The sequence below is a fragment of the Youngiibacter fragilis 232.1 genome, assembly GCF_000495435.3.
GTDB lineage: Bacteria > Bacillota > Clostridia > Clostridiales > Clostridiaceae > Youngiibacter > Youngiibacter fragilis.
Genome location: NZ_AXUN02000014.1, coordinates 1 through 16,199, shown reverse-complemented (window position 1 = coordinate 16,199; position 16,199 = coordinate 1). Strand labels below are relative to the sequence as shown.

Sequence of the window (16,199 nt, the reverse complement as noted above, 5' to 3'; positions counted from 1 at the left end):
TTTTTTTGCTATTCTTCAGCGATTCCTCTCAGGCTATCAGGTTAAGGTGCGTGAGGAGGATCCTGAGTCCTATGAATATCAGCACTGAACCTCCGAAGAGCTCTGACAGCTTCTGCATCCTTGAACCTAAGGCCGTACCTATCCTTACGCCAAAATATGAGAAAAGGAATGTGGTTATCCCTATTATCGTTACTGAAGGCAGGATCGATACCTCAAGGAAGGCGAAGGTCACTCCGACTGCCAGGGCATCTATGCTTGTCGCTACGGCAAGGAGCGTAAGGCTCCTCAGGCTGAATACCTCGTCGCAGTGGGACTCCTCGTCCTTATCCTCTCTTGACTCCCTTATCATCTTTGCCCCGATGATGGTGAGCAGGGCGAATGAGATCCAGTGGTCGAATGTTGTGATATATCCGCTGAAGCTTCTTGCGAGATAATATCCTGCAAGTGGCATGAAAGCCTGGAATCCTCCGAAGAAAATACCTGTTAGAAGTGAATGCTTGTTTTCAGCATCCCTTGCTGCCATTCCCTTGCATATCGCTGCAGCGAAGGCGTCCATCGAAACCCCCACAGCAAGGAACATTATTTCCCATAGCTCCATTCTCATACCTCCAAAAAACCAATGATAATATTATTGCACAGATCAAATTCATTGACAACCTTCAAAGGGCAGGCATTTGGTCACGGATAGTTAACAGAATAGTTGTAATTGCGCAAATTGTTAGATAGTTATATGTGTTAGAATTAAACTAGAATTTTGAGAGGAATGGGGGATTGTGACATGAATAGCTTGGAACTGGCATTAAAACTAGAGGATGAAGGCTTCAGATACTATACGGAACAGGCTGACAAGAACAAGGGCAACAGCCTTGGTGAAGTGTTCAGGATGCTTGCTGATGATGAGGAGACCCATAAGAGGATACTTGAGAACCAGAACGACATCGCAGGCTACAAGGTTGAGGACGGCACTAGCCTTGAAAAGGCTCAGGAACTTATAAAGAGGTTCACTGCAGGTCGGAAGGTCCTTGAGTCGATACCGGGTATGCCTGACCTCTACAGGGAAGCGATCGAGATCGAAACCAGGAGCATTGAGGTCTACCAGGCACTGCATGACAATGCCAGGGATGAGAATTCCAAGCTTGTCTACAAATCGCTGGTGCATCAGGAAAAGGACCACAAGGCCATAGTCGAGGAGATCGTACTGCATGTGAACAGACCTGGAGACTATGTTGAAAGTCCTGAGTTCGGTGAAACAAAGACGGAATATTAAGAAAGGCAAATGCCGCAGAGATAATTAATCTGCGGCATTTCCATTGTTTTCCGTGTAGTTTCTTGCAAGCCTTCCAAGCATACGCTCAAGAGGTTTGAAAAGCATGAGTACCACGATGAAGTTCGAAGCCCCATGTATTATGTCGAAGGGAATCCCCCTGACATAGTAGACAAATCCGTAGTTTAGCCCATACAGCATGGCTTCCACAAGTGCAAAGTAAATCCCGAAGGTCAGTCCGAAAGCACCTGCAAGGATTGCCCTTGAAAACTCACCCTTAAGGAAACGTGAAAGGGCGGCAGTCAGGAGTATCAGGAGAGGCCATATGATATAGTAGGTCATAAGCCAGGTATGTACACCCCACAGGAGTATTTCCGTAGTGGAGAAGATGACTGACACGAAGAGTGCCCTCCGCAAACCGAAAACCGCAGTGTAAACCATGAAAAGAAGAGTCACGATCTCTACATTGGGTATTGCTGAGAGCACCATCTTACCACCGGTTATTGATGCCGAAAGAATACCTATGAGAACTATGTCCTTTGCACTGAGTCTCTTCTTTTCGTATGGCAGTCTGTCCATTTTTTTCGCCTTTCGTATATGGTCATCTATTTCCATTTCTTGAGCTCGAGCTTATAGGTGTCCTTGTCTGTCACTGGGATTTCCTTTACTCCTACAGCTGCATCAGCACCGTTGACATATATATGATAGTATTCATCAGCTCCGGCCTCTACCGATTTCAGTTTGGTCAGCATGTCGCCGAAATCAAACTTTGTGAAGCCGGATCCAAGCTCCTCCTGTTTTTCAGTGAGCAGGTCATATAGGAACGCTGAATCTGTACTGTAGGTCTTCGACTCTGTAATCTTTTCCCTTTCGATTACGATCTCAATAGTCACTTCCTTGCTGCCTTCATTTGCCTTTGGCGACAGATAGGTCTTGTACAGGTAGAATGCCCCGAATGCAAGCACAATGGTGATGAGTATAGCGGTAAGCTTCTTCTTCATTTTCTTCCTCCTTTGGTCGAAAAGCGCGTGCGACGGTCTGGAGAAAAGATCATGCAGAGTCTGCACAAATCAAAAGGCATCCAAATGGATGCCCGGTATGGCGAAAGATCAGCCATATTGACAACACCTCATTCTCCGTGAAGTATAAGTTGATTCCATACGGGCAGGTCTTCCGGCTTGGTCATTAAGACCGCCAGCCTTCCCGGTTTCCCAGTGGCTATGTCGGCGATCAAGTACCATACGGCGGCGGGACCGCACAGGCTTATCCTGTTTCCCTCTTAGTGCAGATGTTCTGCAAACCCATATGTGTTATTTAGTTTTCAAATAGGATTATACCACTAAACCTGATTAATTGGAAATATCCGGAATTTTGCGAAAGCAAGCCTCATTCATCACCTGATGAAGCGGCACCGGTAATCCTCAAAGTTATACCGTCAAATGATATCTCGGAAGTGTCCTCGAATAACCTGTTATATTTCCTCGCGGCCATGATGTTAAGTCCTAGAGACGGAACTTGGATGACCTTGGCTCTGCTGCTGCCAGAAAGGCCTGTATGGAACTCAACCCTTGTCTCATCCTTGTGGAAGGTTGAAAGGTTTCCGTAGCAGTCCTCCAGGTAATCGAAGCCATCAGCCCTGAAGGCCTCATGGATATCTGCCTTCGGCATGCTGAAAGGCTTCTCGATAAGGAAAGGTATCTCCTTGAAGATACCTTGAAAATCAGTTTCCTTTCTCAGAAGCACAGCTGCAGGTTCTCCCGCAAGTATGAGGCGGTCAAGGATGCCAAGCCTGGCAAGGACGCTTAATGCAGATTTCAGAATTGCGATGCTCATATATGTCTCCGTTAGCCTGTGATTATCTCAGTGACTGTCGTCACCGGAACCTCATAGAATCCCAGTGATTCATAGAGGTTGACAGCATCCCTGTTTTCAAGTGTCACGAAAAGGTGGAGTGTCCTGTAGCCCTGTTTCAGAAGCTCTTCCTCCGCCTTGTTGATCAGAGCGGTTGCGTAACCCTTCCTCTTTGATGCTTTTCTGGTAAAGGTGTAGGTGATCGTCGGCTCATGCTTGAACAGGCAGACAAGGACCGATGCGGCGGCTTCTCCGTTTTCCCATATTGTATGGGAGGCTTCCTTGAGTACAGGGCCGTAGAGCCCTCTGAAGACACGTCCGAGTTCGTCCTCGGTCTGCTTCAGGTCTTCACCCTCATAGTCCACAGTATCTCTGTAGGCATCGAGCATTATGCCGGCAAGCTCAGGGATCGTCTCCTCGGTCACAGGGGTGATCTCAACGTTGTAGTTTCTGATCTTATCCTCAAGGTCAAGGCGCATTCTTATCCTTCTTGGCATGTACATACACCTCCTGTATTCATTGTACATTATTGCAGTCCACATTTCATTGTCTTGAATAAATTTCTGCTGTAAACTCATCTTATGGGAGCGTGATATACAGTGAAATTCATACATGCAGCGGATCTGCACATTGGCAGATATTTAAAGGACATATCACTTCTTGATGACCAAGAGGATGCTCTGAATCAGCTGATCCAGATAATTAATGAGGAGTCACCTGATGCCCTTGTCATTGCGGGAGATGTATATGACCGGTCAGTACCCAGGGAGGACGCGGTCAGGGTATATAACAGCTTCCTTACGAGGCTCGCCGAGCTCGGCGTCAATGTCTTTCTCATTACCGGCAACCACGATTCCTCCGAAAGGGTACAGGTTCTGAACAGCCTTCTTGAGACCCACGGTCTCCTTTTGCAGGGACATCCGGAGGACCCTCTCAAGAAAGTGGGCATAAGGGATGAGTTCGGAGAGGTCTCATTCTACTTTCTGCCATACAAGGACAGCTTCGCGCTTAGGGAGATATACGGCCTTAACGAATCAAAGGACGACAGCGTGCTCTATGATGAGATCATCAGGAGGTCAGCAGCTGGCGACGGAAACAGGAAAGTGCTCATTTTCCATGGCTTCGTGACCCCTGGAGTGAAGGAGGATATGGAGACAAGCGATTCCGAAAGGCTCCTGACAGTAGGCGGCACTGATTTCGTGATGGCTGAAGTCTTCGATATCTTCGATTATGTGGCCCTTGGCCATCTTCACAAGCCCCAGTGGGTAAGGAAGGGTAAGATAAGGTACAGCGGTTCGCTGATGAAATACTCGTTCTCAGAGGCAAATCACATGAAAAGCATCTCGGTGGTCGAGATGGACAAGGAAGGGATCGTAGAGGTAAGGGAGAGGCATATAACCCCCCTCAGGGACCTTGTCATACTCAAGGGAAGCTTCTCTGACCTCATGAACAGTCCAGGGGAAAACCATGCAAAGGATTTTGTAAGGGCTGTGATCACCGATACAGATGAAATCCAGGACCCCCTCGAAAGGCTGAGGGTAAGATACCCGAACATCATCGAGCTTCAGAGGGAGAGGGACATGCAGGAAGAGGGAGCGAGCTTCGCTGCCCTTGAAAAGATGGAAGCAAGGGACGTAAGGAGCCTGTTCCATGAGTTCTACCTTCTTGAGAACGGTGATGAGCCGAGTGATGAGATGGTCAGGATAATAGACGAGACAGTAAAGGAAATGGGGGTGACTTCCGATGAAACCTATAAGGCTTAGGATGAATGCGTTTTTGGGATTCAAGGATGAATGCTCCATAGATTTCACGAAGCTGTATGATGACAGGATATTCCTCATAACCGGAGCTACTGGTGCGGGGAAGACGTCCATTTTTGACGGGATCTGCTATGCCCTCTACGGCAAGGCATCGAGCAACGACAGGGACAAGGCTGATTGCTACAGGAGCCAGCTCGCCGGAGCCAAGGATGACATGGAGGTGGAGCTTGAGTTTTCGGTAAGAGGTGAGAAGTATAACATTAAACGTACTGAAACCGCCAAGGGGACCTCAAAGGTGCTGTTCTACAGGGAGAGCGACAGGCAGAACCCTCTTGTCAAGGCGAGGGAAGTGAACCAGGAGATTGAAACAATTCTGGGGCTTACACTTGAGCAGTTCAAGAAGATCGTCATGATACCGCAGGGTGAGTTCAGGGAATTCCTGGCATCAAGCACAAAGGACAAGTCCGATATCCTTAAGAAGCTGTTCTCGACTGAAGTGTACCAGGACTTCCAGGACAGGATAAAGGCCAAGTATGATGAATCAAAGAAGCTGGACTCGGAGCTAATCCTAAGGTTCAGGGAGGCGATGGCTGAGGCTGGGATCACTGACCAGGACATAGACATGGGTGAGGGTCCGCTAAAGGATAAGCTTGAGGCGACAGAAATCGAAAAGATCCGGATAGAGGCTGAAGCTTCAGAGAAGGAGGCTCTCCTTAAGGCATCTGAAGCTGAGATCCTTGCGGCCGAAGACAATAACAGGAGGCTTGCTGCGTTCAGGACAGCTGAAAAGCAGCTGAATGAGCTTTCCAGTGAAGAACCAAAGGTCATTTCGGATTCAAAGTTCCTGGACGGTATCATGAAGGCCAGGCTCATACTCCCGAAGGAGAAGGAACTGGTTTCCAAGACCAGGGACCTTGAAAAGGCAGGGAAAAGCCTTGAGACTGCATTAATGGAAACTGGGAAGAACGAGAAACTCAGGGAAAGCCTTCAAAAGGAAAAGGAAAGGTCTGACCGGGAATACTCCACACTCGACGCACTGAAGGCTGAAAAATCCATGAAGGCGGATCTCCTGGAAAAGTCCGCAAGTCTTGAGTCAGTGAGGAAGAAGGCAGAATCACTCCAGAAGGAAAGGGCGAGACTCGAAAAGGAAAAGGACACTCTGTCGGAAAGGCTCCGGAAGGCTGAATCGCTGGCTGCGGAGGAAGCTGCGCTAAAAGGAGATGAGGGCAGGCTGAGCCTTCAGGTTTCAGACCTGAAGATCGTGAAGCTCAGGCTTGAAGGTGAAAGAAAGCTCCTGCTCGATGCACACAGGCTGGTTAAAAAGCTTGAAGGTGAGAGGGAGAAGCTTGAAAAGGCAGGGACCGAGGAGAAGGGATGGAAAAGAAGGTCAGGTGAATGCATGCATGCTTTCCAGGCAGCTGAAGAGACCAGGAAAGCCAGTCTTGGGGCCATACTCAGGATGGACCTGGTCGAAGGGGAGCCTTGTCCGGTATGCGGTTCCTGCAGTCACCCTCTGACAGTGGCTGATGCGGGAGGCTTTGACGAAGAAAGCTATCTTTCTGCCCAGAAGGCTCTTGAGAACTCAAACAGGGAGCTTGCAAGATCGGAACAGAAGCTCGAAGGAATCAGGTCATCACTCTCGGAAATCGAAGCGGAGGTTAAGGAATTCTATGCCGCAAGCGGTCTCAATGAGACGACGATCGATGAGATAATAAGGGAAGGTACCGCGAAAAAGGACCTGATAACCAGGGCTGATGAGGAGATAGCCGCAGCTGAAGAAAAGAGGACCAAGGCTTCCAGGGAGCTTCAGAGGCTAAGGGGCGAGATTGAGGGGCTTGAAGGAGTGAAGGAAAGGCTTGACTCAATCAGTTCTTACCTGCAGAAGGCTTCAGAGGAGCTGGGAGCTGCAAGGGGCGAAGAAAGGACACTTGTGGAGCAGGGTGCGGATATTGACATAAAGGCAGTATCCCATGAAATTGAAGCACTTGGGCAGAGGATCGAAGCTATAGGCAAAGCCCATGAAAGCATAGCAGCGTCATTGAAGGAAACTGACCTGAAGCTGACGGCGCTGTCAGAGCGGTCAGGTACGCTGGCTGCGCTAAAGGAAGCATTGATAACGGAGACACTTGACCTTCGCAATGAGCTTGAGACGAGCATCGCATCGGAAGGCCTTTCAGTTGATGAATATGACCTTCTGAAGGGAAAGATACCTGAGATTCCTGTAAGGGAAAGGGAGATAAGGAACTTCTACGAGGGACTTAACAAGGCCCGTGGGGCATACTCACAGCTGGAGGGGGATTGCTCGGGAAGGGCAGAGATCCCGCTTCTGCCGCTCCATGAAAAGAAGGAAAATGCTGAGGCAAGGCTTGAGGAAGCGAGGAAGTCACTAAGCAGCGTGGACAAGGAGTGCTTCAAGCTTGCAGGTCTGCTTGTCAAGGCAGAGGAGACCGTGTCAAGGTACAAGGCCAACAGGGAAAGGTTCGGAGCACTCTCCAGGCTCCACAGCACCGCTTCAGTCGGCAGGTCCTTCGAAACCTTCGTCCAGTCGTACTATTTCGACGGGATACTCGGTATGGCAAACAAGAGGCTGTGGAAGATGTCAGAAGGGAGATTCCAGCTGAAAAGGAAAGAGGACCAGGCCAGCAGAAGGGAGAAGATAGGACTTGACCTTAACATAAATGACGCGTATACGGGGCGTGAAAGGGACGTGCTTTCGCTGTCAGGCGGAGAGAGCTTCAAGGCATCACTCGCATTGGCCCTTGGGCTTTCAGACTTCCTCGAGAGCAGCAGGGGGAGCGTGAACCTTGAAACCATATTCATAGACGAGGGCTTCGGCTCACTCGACCAGGATTCCCTTGAGAACGCACTCGGATGCCTGATGGACCTGAATGTATCAGGAAGGATAGTCGGGATAATATCGCATGTCTCTGAACTGAAGGAAAGGATACCGAGAAAAATAACCGTGAAGTCAAAGCCCGGTGCCGGAAGCTTTGCGGAAATTAGTTGAGGTGCATATGGAGCTTATAGGATACAGCAAATGCGGAACCTGCCAGAAGGCAAGGAAATATCTTAGTGCAAGGGATATCCGGTATGTTTGGAGAGAAATAACCGAGAAACCGCCAACCATGGAAGAACTTAGAGGTATCCTGTATTCGGGTGTGGAGCTTAAGAGGCTTCTCAATACAAGCGGACAGGTATACCGGGAGCTCAATATAAAGGAGATGCTGGTAAGCATGGATGTTGAAGAGGTGCTGAGGCTCCTGTCGAAAAACCCGATGCTTGTAAAGAGGCCGATCCTAATGACTTGCGATGGAAATACCCTTGTCGGATTCAATGAGGAAGAGTGGAACAAGACCATCAAATGAAAACAAGCTGTCCTGAAGCTAACAGGACAGCTTGTCTCATTTATGAAGTTATCACAGGTTTGCCTTCTGTTCCTATCTGAACACGTGGATAACCTTCTCGTCGTTCAGCTTCTTGATGATCGTCATCGCTATGGGGATAAGGAATATCCCAAGCACTCCGAAGAGCCTGCCTCCGATGAATATGCATAGGAGTATGACTATAGGGTGAAGGCCGATCTGGTCTCCGACAATCTTCGGTTCCAGGGATTGCCTCACAACTGTTATGACGAGATACAGGAGAAGGATCCCAAGCCCGAGGCCTGTCCTGCCGATAGCTATGGCGATAAGTCCCCAAGGGATGAGGACACCACCTGTTCCGAGTATTGGCAGTATGTCTATTATTGCGATGATGAACGCAAGAGGTATCGCATTCCTGATCCTAAGCAGTGAGAGTCCTGCCGAAAGCTCCACGAAAGTGAGTGAAATCAGCATCAGATATGCTTTCGTATAGCTTGAGAGGACATTCTTGAGGTTCTCCTTGGCTCTTGTTATTATGTTCTTCATGTTTTCAGACATCTGCCTGAGTATGAACGAGTAAATCTTCTCATTGTCGAAAATGAAGAAGAAGCTTGAGATTATCATGAACAGGAACTTGATGAAGAACAGTGACACTCTTGCAGCAACTGAGCTTAACATGTTGAGTGCATTGCTCGAGATGAACCTTACTATCTCTCCGAGGGAGTTGGCAAGTCCTTCGATGAAATCCCTGATCACCGGCTCTACTGCGGGGAATGAAGCTACCAGGCGGTCGACTGTCCCGATGAGCCCTGGTTCAATCTCGTTCTTGTAGAGGTCAGGAAGCCTGTAGGCAAGTTCCCTTGTCTCGAAGAAAAGGGATACGCCAAGGTATGCGAGTACGGTAAAAAGGATTATGTAAAAAAGGATGAGAATAAGGGCAGAAAGGAATTTTCTGCTTATCCCGGTCTTTCGGTGAATCTTCATGATCAGCGGCTTAAGCAGCAGCGCTATTGTCAGTCCGAGAAAGAACGGTGCGAGTACTGGCAATATGTATTTTAATACCGCATAACCAAATCCTGCTAGTATTCCGTAGTACATGAAATTTATGATGAATTTCTTTCTCTTTTCCAACTGTGAACCTCCTGAAGCATAGCTCATAAGCCAATTCTACACTATTCTCCGAACTTAGGCCCGAACATATATGAAAAATCGGATTAATTTAAACGAATTTTAACAGATGACGCCTTTATCGGCTGCAATCTCCTATCTGGAAGTGAAATAACAGGGAAACCGATAGTGTCAGGCCTGGCATTGATCCAGCCCAAACAAATGGAAGGGCATCCCTGCCCTTCCAGTATGGAGGAAAAGTCATTTGTAATTGTCCATGTACCAGCTGACATTGCCATCATCCCTGACATGAGGAGGTATATCGTTAAAAAGCCTTTCAAGGTCCATGTCCCTTGGTTCAGCATATTCAAGCACTGAAGTGAAGTGTTCATGTGTGGTAAGTTCCTCGTTGACATTAGGTACGACCCAAACCTTGCGTACTCTTCTGCTTAACTCATTTGCGCTTTTCCTTGACGCCATGTGCCTCTCGAGCCACTGCATTATAGAAGAGCCTTCGCCTCTTCCGGTCTTTCCCGGACTGGTTACTGCTGTCATTTTGAATTCCTCCTTTGACAGCTTGATGATACCATAAATCAGACCAGGAAATGTGGAGGGATTGTTAATATTTAACAAACCAGCGGTGAAATATGGACCTTGACTGATTTAAGCAAGGTCCAATACCAAAATCCGCATCAAACCTGCACAAAACAACAAATATGTACGCGCTGGAGAAGCTAGATCATGTACTCCCGGTTATCGATGTACCAGTCTACGCGGCTGTCGTCCCTTACGTGTACATGCAACTCATAAAGCAGCCTTATAAGTTCATGGTATCGTGATTCACCAAAATCCATTAGCGGTTCAAATCTCTCATGTATCAGCTGCTCTTCCCCTATTTCAGGGAACATCCAGACGTTCTTCAATCTTTCCCTGAGCTCAGTGCAATTTTCCTTTTCTGCAATGCATGTTAAAAAAAGCGTCGGAAGCGTCGATGCCTGTTTCTTCTGCTTCCAGTTGTCTTTCATTGTATCGCCCCCTACACCGATTATATGCTACCACACCTGTGTGAAGAAACATGCCTTATATGATTAAATTTTAACGAATTTTCGATTAACAAAAAGCGTGAAAAAAGCCCCGATGAGTTGCTCATCGGGACTACTGCCTACTCCAGCCTGTCAAGCCTTGATGGCTCAGGATCCACATACAGTGTCTTGTTGGTGGAATATGTGACCATTCCGGGCTTAGCGCCATTTGGCTTCTTCACGTTCTTTACCCTGGTATAGTCTACAGGGACCTTCGAGGATGTACCGGCCTTGCTGTACCATGCGGCAAGGTTTGCTGCTTCGAGAAGTGTATCATCGGAGAACTTCTCAGCCTTTATAATGACGTGGGAGCCTGGAATATCCTTTGTATGGAGCCAGGTGTCGTTCTTTCCTGCAAACTTCGTGGTGAGGTAGTCATTCTGAGTGTTGTTCTTGCCCACATAGATGTCTATCCCTTCGGTTGATTTGAAATGGAACGGCTTCGATGGCTTCTCCTTACCGGCAGGTACCTTCCTGAACCTCAGGTAGCCTGCCACCATCAGCTCCTGCCTTATGTCATCAACTTCGCGCTGGTTTTCGGAGTTCTGGAGGCTCAGCATTATTGAATTAAGGTAATTGAGCTCCTCCTCAGCCAGCAGCTTCTGCGAGGCTGCCATTTCCTCGGCCCTTTTCTTCTTGTTGTACCTGTGGTAGTAATGCTGGATGTTCTGGCTGATGGTCTTGTGCTCGTTAAGCCTGATGACAGCCTCGGTACCGTCGTAATAGTTCAAAAGCCTTGCCTCGCTCATTCCGTCCTTCAGGCTGTGTATGTTGGAGGTGAGCAGCTCGCCCTTGAGCCTGTCCTCGTTCTTGTCCATTGATTCCCTTATGGATTCATCCAGGATGTTTATCTTCTTCAGGACCCTCTCGATGTTGGTATGGATCATCTTCTGCATGTCTGCGCTTTTTCCGCGCATCCTGTCCTTCTGGTCCCTCTCGCTTACGAAATCCTCAAGTGCCTTGGAAGCGCTGTCATAGGGGACAAGTTCCCCCTTGAATGGATAGGACACCACATCCTTGTATTCACCGTTCTCCTTCATGATGTAGAATGAGGTTCCCCTTCCGGTTGACTCAAGGATTTTCCTTATGAAGACAAGGGGCTCGGTGCCGTCATACAGCTCATGGATCAGGCCTGATGTCCTCTTGGACACACCTGAGAAAATCCTTGAGAAGAATTCGGTGTCGATATTGTCAGGGTCACCTGCCAGCAGAAGCTCCTCATCAGTGTAGGAAAGCGGGTCCAGCTTGTTGCTGGGTGGAGGCGGCATGTAGGACTTTCCGGGCAGAAGTACCCTGTAGGTGTTCCTGTCGGCGCTTACATGCTTGATGCACTCGATTATCTTCATGTCCCTTTCCCTGATGAGGATTATGTTTGAATGCCTCCCCATCATCTCCACGGATAGTATGAACTTCTGGTCGAATCCCATCTCATCCTTACCTGAGAAGCTGAGGTTCACAAGACGGTCACCGTCGAGCTGGCTTATGCCATCAAAGAACGCGCCCTGAAGATGCTTCCTGAGCACCATAAGGAACAGGGGTGCCTGAAGCGGATTCTGCCTCTGCATCTCTGTGAAGTGAAGCCTTGAAAAACTGCTGTTGGAGGTTATGAGAAGCTTCCTGTTGCCGCTTCTCCCCCTGAACGTCAGTATTATGACATCGCTTTCGGGCTGGTTGACCTTGTCTACCCTGGAGCCTTCAAGTCCCGTGCTTATTTCCTTTACTATGTTGCTGAAATATATGCCATCAAGTGCCATGATCATTCTCCTTGTCGTATCTCTCAATATACTATACCACAAAACGGGGAGTGTATGATTTTCCATGTATAGGGACTGCAGATGAAGGCATAATGATTCTGGTGATTATATGGAACTGGAAGAAATCGTAAAGGCTGGGATAGGCATCAATGCATCCGACATACACTTCATACCTGGGTCCGATAAAGCAGGTGTGTTCTTCAGACAGGGTGAAAGGCTGGAGTCGCACTGCAGCCTCGACATGGCCCGGCACAACCTTTATCTGCAGAGAGTCAAGGCGAATTCAGGCATGAACATATCAGAGAAGAGGCTGCCTCAGGATGGGGTGTTCAGGATGTCCGGAATGACCATACGCGTAAGCACCATGAAGTCAGTAAACGGAGAGTCACTCGTCATGAGGCTTTTCGACAGGCGGGATGTGGGCATAAGGCAACTTGGGATGAAAGATGATGATGTTTCGATGCTTCTTGGGCACCTCACTGAAGGCAGCGGAATAACAATGATCGCAGGAGAAACCGGCATGGGCAAGAGCACTACCCTGTATGGAATCATGAACGAACTGAAGGACATGAACCACAAGGTGCTGTCGATTGAGGATCCAGTTGAAAGGTCCATTGAGGGAGTGGTACAGTGCCAGATAAACGAGGCTGCAGGACTGACATATGAGAGGGCGATATTCGCATCACTCAGGCAGGACCCAGATTTCATTTGCATAGGGGAGATAAGGAACGAAGAGACCGCCAGGGCTCTTGTCAGGGCATCCCTTACAGGTCACAGGGTGATCTCGACGATACATGGAACTGGATACAGTAATGTGATACTCAGGCTTATGGATTTTGGGATCAGGGAAGAGCACATATCGGGTTCTGTGGGGCTTGTACTCACACAGAGGCTTTTATCACAGGAAGGAAGGAGGAAGCTTGATGTCAGGATGGAGTTCAGGGATAAGGCGGCGAAGACGATTCAACAAGGAGAGATTCTTCTATGAGAAGTCCATCTACCTTTCAAACGGCCTTGGTCTTGTGGAGTCTCTCAGTCTCTCGCAGGATGAGACTGAGATGCGGCTTGCAAGGCAGCTGCAGGGTGGAGCGAGCCTTACGGATTCCTTTGAAGGGTGTGGGGCGTTCACAAGGAGGGAGGTCTCAATCATCAGGCTCTCTGAGGAGACTGGGACCATAGGTGCAGCATTCAGAGGACTGTATGAAGACCTTAAGGAGGAGAGGGAGCTAAGCGGGAAGATCAGGACTGTGCTCATATACCCCGGAATCCTCATCTCAGCAACCATCATATTCCTTTTCTGCGCTGCATATTACCTGGTACCTCCGATACATGACATGATCAGCGGTATCTCAGGAAGAAATACTGTCCTTGAAACTGTCATGGCCTTCACTTCCGTTGTGCCTGCCAGGGTTTCGGGAGCTTTATGCCTTTTGGTAATGGCAGTTGCCTTCCGGTACCTGATGGACAGGGAAAAGATGTTTGCAATTGTGCTCGGCAGGAAGAAGGCACAATATGATGAGATGATGTTCATAAAGGAATTCAACAAGCTGATATCCGGAGGGATGGATGTGCTTAAGGCGGCAGAGCTCCTGGATGACGGGGTATTCCGGGGGCAGGGGCTTATGGAAAGGCTAATAAGCGGCGAGGGGCTTGAAGCTGCATTCAGGGAGGAAGGTTTTTCCGGGCTTCTTCTGAGCTACATCCACATGGCTGAGCAGACAGGAGACCTGCCTGCCGCACTTGGTTCATACGTAGCAAACAGAAGAAGCTGGTTCGAGGATTACCTGAAGAGGAAGACTGCCCTGGTGGAACCGTTGGCTGTCATCATCATGGGGCTAGCGGTATTTGCCTCAGCCTCGGTGATACTCCTTCCGATGCTTGACGCCTATGAGGCGTTATGAGGGAAGGCTCCTAATGGAGCTTCTAATAGCCATCGTTCTAATGGCACTCTTACTCCCATCCCCGAAAAGGACAGCCGCAGAAGGCTCGGTATCCTATAAGGAGGATGCTGCGATCATGTTCATGGGTACTGTGATCGGGGAGTTAAGGAAATCAGCTGAGACAAAGTCAATCAGAAGGATATACATTCCTGATGCAACCATAAGGATATACAAGGGTACTGTGCTTTTGAAGAAGATACAGCTGCCAAGCGGCTCAAAACTTACGATGACAGGTGTGACTACTCTTGAAATAGGGGCTGGTCCGAACTGGTATTATGACATAGCTGGAGTACCTTCAGCCAACGGGAGGGTATATTTTCACCTGGGAGGCGTGAAGCAATGCGAAATAATGATAAACTTCGGGACGCAGGCTATGGACATAAGGTAAGGGACGGATACATATCTGTACTTGCCGCAACGGCTGTCCTCTTTGTATTCATAGCGATACAGGCCATCATCACAGAGAGCATGGGCCAAAGGCTCAGGCTCACTAGGTACAGGGAACAGCTTGCTTTTGACTACAGGGTGGAAGCCTATTACCTTATGGTCAAGGAGGGGAATCTGGAGGTTCCTGAAGGGGAAGCCTACGGCTCACTTGTCTCATATTCACTTGATAATGAACCGCAGGGGGATACTTTCATAAGCATATCAAAATCGGGAGGTACAATAACCATAACGGGATACCTTGACGGGGCTAGGAGAATTTCATATGAAATCATCAAGTAGGAAGGGGTTCATCCTCCAGGAGATCCTCTGCTGCATAATCATAATGGCTCTGGTATTGGGGATCTCACTAAGGGCCTTCACGGGGGTGCTCAGGACATATCTCGAAGCGAGGGCCCAGCTTAAGACGATGGATTATGCATATATGGCCTTTGAAAGGATCAAGGAGGACCTGCACTCGAACACCGACAGCCTTGCGATTTCAGGAGGAGTCCTTTACATCCTCAAGGATGATTCGGTGAACGGGAGATACATAAAGATGTTCCAGTCAGCTGACAAGCTGAGGTATGCAGTCGGAAGCACCACATATGTGGATACTCCGGTACAGAACATCTGCGTTGGCCTGAAGTCCTCATCATTCAGGATGGAGAACGGAATTCTCATGATACGGCTGGTATTTGATGGGTTTGAGCTTGAAAGGGGGTTCCAGGTTGAGTACTAGGAGAGGCTCTGTCCAGCACCTTTTTCTGCTTCTTGTGCTCATGGCATCCCTTACCGCAAGGACATCCAGGCTCATACTGAGCCACACGTTCATCGAGGAGGGGGTCTATTCACTTGACCTGAGGTACTCTGAGCTTGAGAAGGACCTGCCTGGCCTTGAGGCTGAACTTGCTGCAAGGTTTCCAGGACCACTGGAGGCAAGGAGCTTCTTTTCATCGGGCAAAACCTTGTCATACGGGACCTGTACACTTTCACTGAAAGGGATATATAATAATCGTATGATGCTCTACATATCGGACACGAGACATGTCCTTAAGAGAGAGCTTGAACTCATATGGGCTTTGTATCCCATACTGAGGATAAGGAGCATATGAATGAGGATATTCATTGTGGGGATGCCCGGAAGCGGCAAGACGACACTAGGCAGGCTTCTGGCAGCAGCCACAGGCATGAGGGCTGTGGATACGGACAGGCTGATCACAGAGAAATACGGGAAGACACCAAGCCGGATCATAACCGAAGAGGGAGAAAAGACTTTCAGGGAGCTGGAACGTGAGACGCTTGACGAGGTTCTCAAAATGGATGACCTGATAATCTCAACCGGAGGAGGATTTCCGATCTTTGGCGGGAACATGGACAGGATGCTTGAAGATTCACATGTGATCTACATCAAGACCAGCATAGACGTACTCTGGAAGAGGCTGAAGCATGACAAGACAAGGCCCCTTTCCAACAGCCATGATAAACTTAGAAAGCTTTATTCTGAAAGGAAGCCCTTCTACGAGAGAGCAGGCATAATAATTGATGGCAGCCTTGATTCAAGGGCAAACCTGGCAAAGGCACTCGAAAAGGTAAGTGTATTGGGTATTGTTAAAAAATCCCAATGAAAACAACCTGGTTAATTGATAAAGTAAC

20 protein-coding genes and 1 riboswitch are annotated in these 16,199 nt (G+C 48.5%); of the genes, 11 read left to right on the top strand and 9 right to left on the bottom strand.

The window, feature by feature from the left end; genetic code table 11:
* Positions 1–28 precede the first annotated feature (28 nt).
* Complete coding sequence (locus T472_RS01030; RefSeq protein WP_023387267.1) at positions 29–598, bottom strand: manganese efflux pump MntP; 570 nt, start codon at positions 596–598, stop codon at positions 29–31.
* Between the two features lie 180 nt (positions 599–778).
* Between T472_RS01030 and T472_RS01025 the strand changes: the two genes are divergently transcribed.
* A complete protein-coding gene (locus T472_RS01025; RefSeq protein WP_023387266.1) occupies positions 779–1,267 on the top strand; it encodes a ferritin-like domain-containing protein in 489 nt (162 codons plus the stop codon).
* 24 nt (positions 1,268–1,291) lie between these two features.
* On the opposite strand, the gene T472_RS01020 is transcribed toward T472_RS01025, so the two are convergent.
* The 4 genes from T472_RS01020 to T472_RS01005 all read right to left on the bottom strand — a co-directional run bounded on the left by T472_RS01020 (position 1,292) and on the right by T472_RS01005 (position 3,612).
* Positions 1,292–1,843, bottom strand: a complete 552-nt coding sequence (locus T472_RS01020) for a hypothetical protein (RefSeq protein ID WP_152975095.1) — start codon at positions 1,841–1,843, stop codon at positions 1,292–1,294.
* 26 nt (positions 1,844–1,869) lie between these two features.
* Positions 1,870–2,265: a hypothetical protein gene (locus T472_RS01015; RefSeq protein ID WP_023387264.1), complete on the bottom strand. Its 396-nt coding sequence runs from the start codon at positions 2,263–2,265 to the stop codon at positions 1,870–1,872.
* Between the two features lie 145 nt (positions 2,266–2,410).
* Positions 2,411–2,584, bottom strand: a riboswitch (cobalamin riboswitch).
* A 66-nt stretch (positions 2,585–2,650) separates the two neighbouring features.
* Complete coding sequence (locus T472_RS01010; RefSeq protein ID WP_023387263.1) at positions 2,651–3,097, bottom strand: hypothetical protein; 447 nt, start codon at positions 3,095–3,097, stop codon at positions 2,651–2,653.
* 11 nt (positions 3,098–3,108) lie between these two features.
* A complete protein-coding gene (locus tag T472_RS01005) occupies positions 3,109–3,612 on the bottom strand; it encodes a GNAT family N-acetyltransferase (RefSeq protein ID WP_023387262.1) in 504 nt (167 codons plus the stop codon).
* A gap of 102 nt (positions 3,613–3,714) precedes the next feature.
* On the opposite strand from T472_RS01005, the gene T472_RS01000 reads away from it, so the two are divergent.
* The 3 genes from T472_RS01000 to T472_RS00990 are packed head-to-tail and all read left to right on the top strand — an operon-like array spanning position 3,715 to position 8,240.
* Positions 3,715–4,878: an exonuclease SbcCD subunit D gene (locus T472_RS01000; RefSeq protein ID WP_023387261.1), complete on the top strand. Its 1,164-nt coding sequence runs from the start codon at positions 3,715–3,717 to the stop codon at positions 4,876–4,878.
* A complete protein-coding gene (locus T472_RS00995) occupies positions 4,859–7,882 on the top strand; it encodes an AAA family ATPase (protein WP_023387260.1) in 3,024 nt (1,007 codons plus the stop codon). Before T472_RS01000 ends, T472_RS00995 begins: the two co-directional genes overlap by 20 nt.
* 7 nt (positions 7,883–7,889) lie before the next feature.
* Positions 7,890–8,240, top strand: coding sequence for a Spx/MgsR family RNA polymerase-binding regulatory protein (locus tag T472_RS00990; protein ID WP_023387259.1), 351 nt, complete (start codon positions 7,890–7,892; stop codon positions 8,238–8,240).
* A 72-nt stretch (positions 8,241–8,312) separates the two neighbouring features.
* Here T472_RS00990 and ytvI read toward each other — a convergent pair whose 3' ends face one another.
* The 4 genes from ytvI to T472_RS00970 form a co-directional block, all read right to left on the bottom strand.
* Positions 8,313–9,368 carry a sporulation integral membrane protein YtvI gene (ytvI, locus tag T472_RS00985; protein WP_023387258.1) on the bottom strand — a complete coding sequence of 352 codons (1,056 nt, stop codon included), beginning with the start codon at positions 9,366–9,368 and terminating at the stop codon, positions 8,313–8,315.
* Positions 9,369–9,605: 237 nt separating this feature from the next.
* Positions 9,606–9,899, bottom strand: a complete 294-nt coding sequence (locus T472_RS00980) for a hypothetical protein (RefSeq protein WP_023387257.1) — start codon at positions 9,897–9,899, stop codon at positions 9,606–9,608.
* Positions 9,900–10,078: 179 nt separating this feature from the next.
* Complete coding sequence (locus T472_RS00975) at positions 10,079–10,369, bottom strand: hypothetical protein (RefSeq protein ID WP_023387256.1); 291 nt, start codon at positions 10,367–10,369, stop codon at positions 10,079–10,081.
* Between the two features lie 137 nt (positions 10,370–10,506).
* On the bottom strand, positions 10,507–12,180 hold the full coding sequence (locus tag T472_RS00970; RefSeq protein WP_023387255.1) for an Rqc2 family fibronectin-binding protein: 1,674 nt from the start codon (positions 12,178–12,180) through the stop codon (positions 10,507–10,509).
* A 109-nt stretch (positions 12,181–12,289) separates the two neighbouring features.
* Between T472_RS00970 and T472_RS00965 the strand changes: the two genes are divergently transcribed.
* From T472_RS00965 to T472_RS00935, 7 genes are read left to right on the top strand one after another with little or no spacing between them, the layout of a single operon-like run.
* Positions 12,290–13,168 (top strand): GspE/PulE family protein, encoded by an 879-nt coding sequence (locus tag T472_RS00965; RefSeq protein ID WP_023387254.1) that lies wholly within the window; start codon positions 12,290–12,292, stop codon positions 13,166–13,168.
* Positions 13,104–14,081 carry a type II secretion system F family protein gene (locus T472_RS00960; RefSeq protein WP_023387253.1) on the top strand — a complete coding sequence of 326 codons (978 nt, stop codon included), beginning with the start codon at positions 13,104–13,106 and terminating at the stop codon, positions 14,079–14,081. Before T472_RS00965 ends, T472_RS00960 begins: the two co-directional genes overlap by 65 nt.
* A gap of 13 nt (positions 14,082–14,094) precedes the next feature.
* Entirely contained in the window at positions 14,095–14,508 is a 414-nt protein-coding gene (locus T472_RS00955; protein WP_023387252.1) for a hypothetical protein, read from the top strand.
* Positions 14,460–14,846: a hypothetical protein gene (locus T472_RS00950; protein ID WP_023387251.1), complete on the top strand. Its 387-nt coding sequence runs from the start codon at positions 14,460–14,462 to the stop codon at positions 14,844–14,846. Before T472_RS00955 ends, T472_RS00950 begins: the two co-directional genes overlap by 49 nt.
* Positions 14,830–15,285, top strand: a complete 456-nt coding sequence (locus T472_RS00945) for a type II secretion system protein (RefSeq protein ID WP_023863230.1) — start codon at positions 14,830–14,832, stop codon at positions 15,283–15,285. Before T472_RS00950 ends, T472_RS00945 begins: the two co-directional genes overlap by 17 nt.
* Complete coding sequence (locus T472_RS00940; protein ID WP_023388092.1) at positions 15,275–15,658, top strand: hypothetical protein; 384 nt, start codon at positions 15,275–15,277, stop codon at positions 15,656–15,658. Before T472_RS00945 ends, T472_RS00940 begins: the two co-directional genes overlap by 11 nt.
* Complete coding sequence (locus tag T472_RS00935; RefSeq protein ID WP_023388093.1) at positions 15,659–16,171, top strand: shikimate kinase; 513 nt, start codon at positions 15,659–15,661, stop codon at positions 16,169–16,171.
* Positions 16,172–16,199 lie beyond the last annotated feature (28 nt).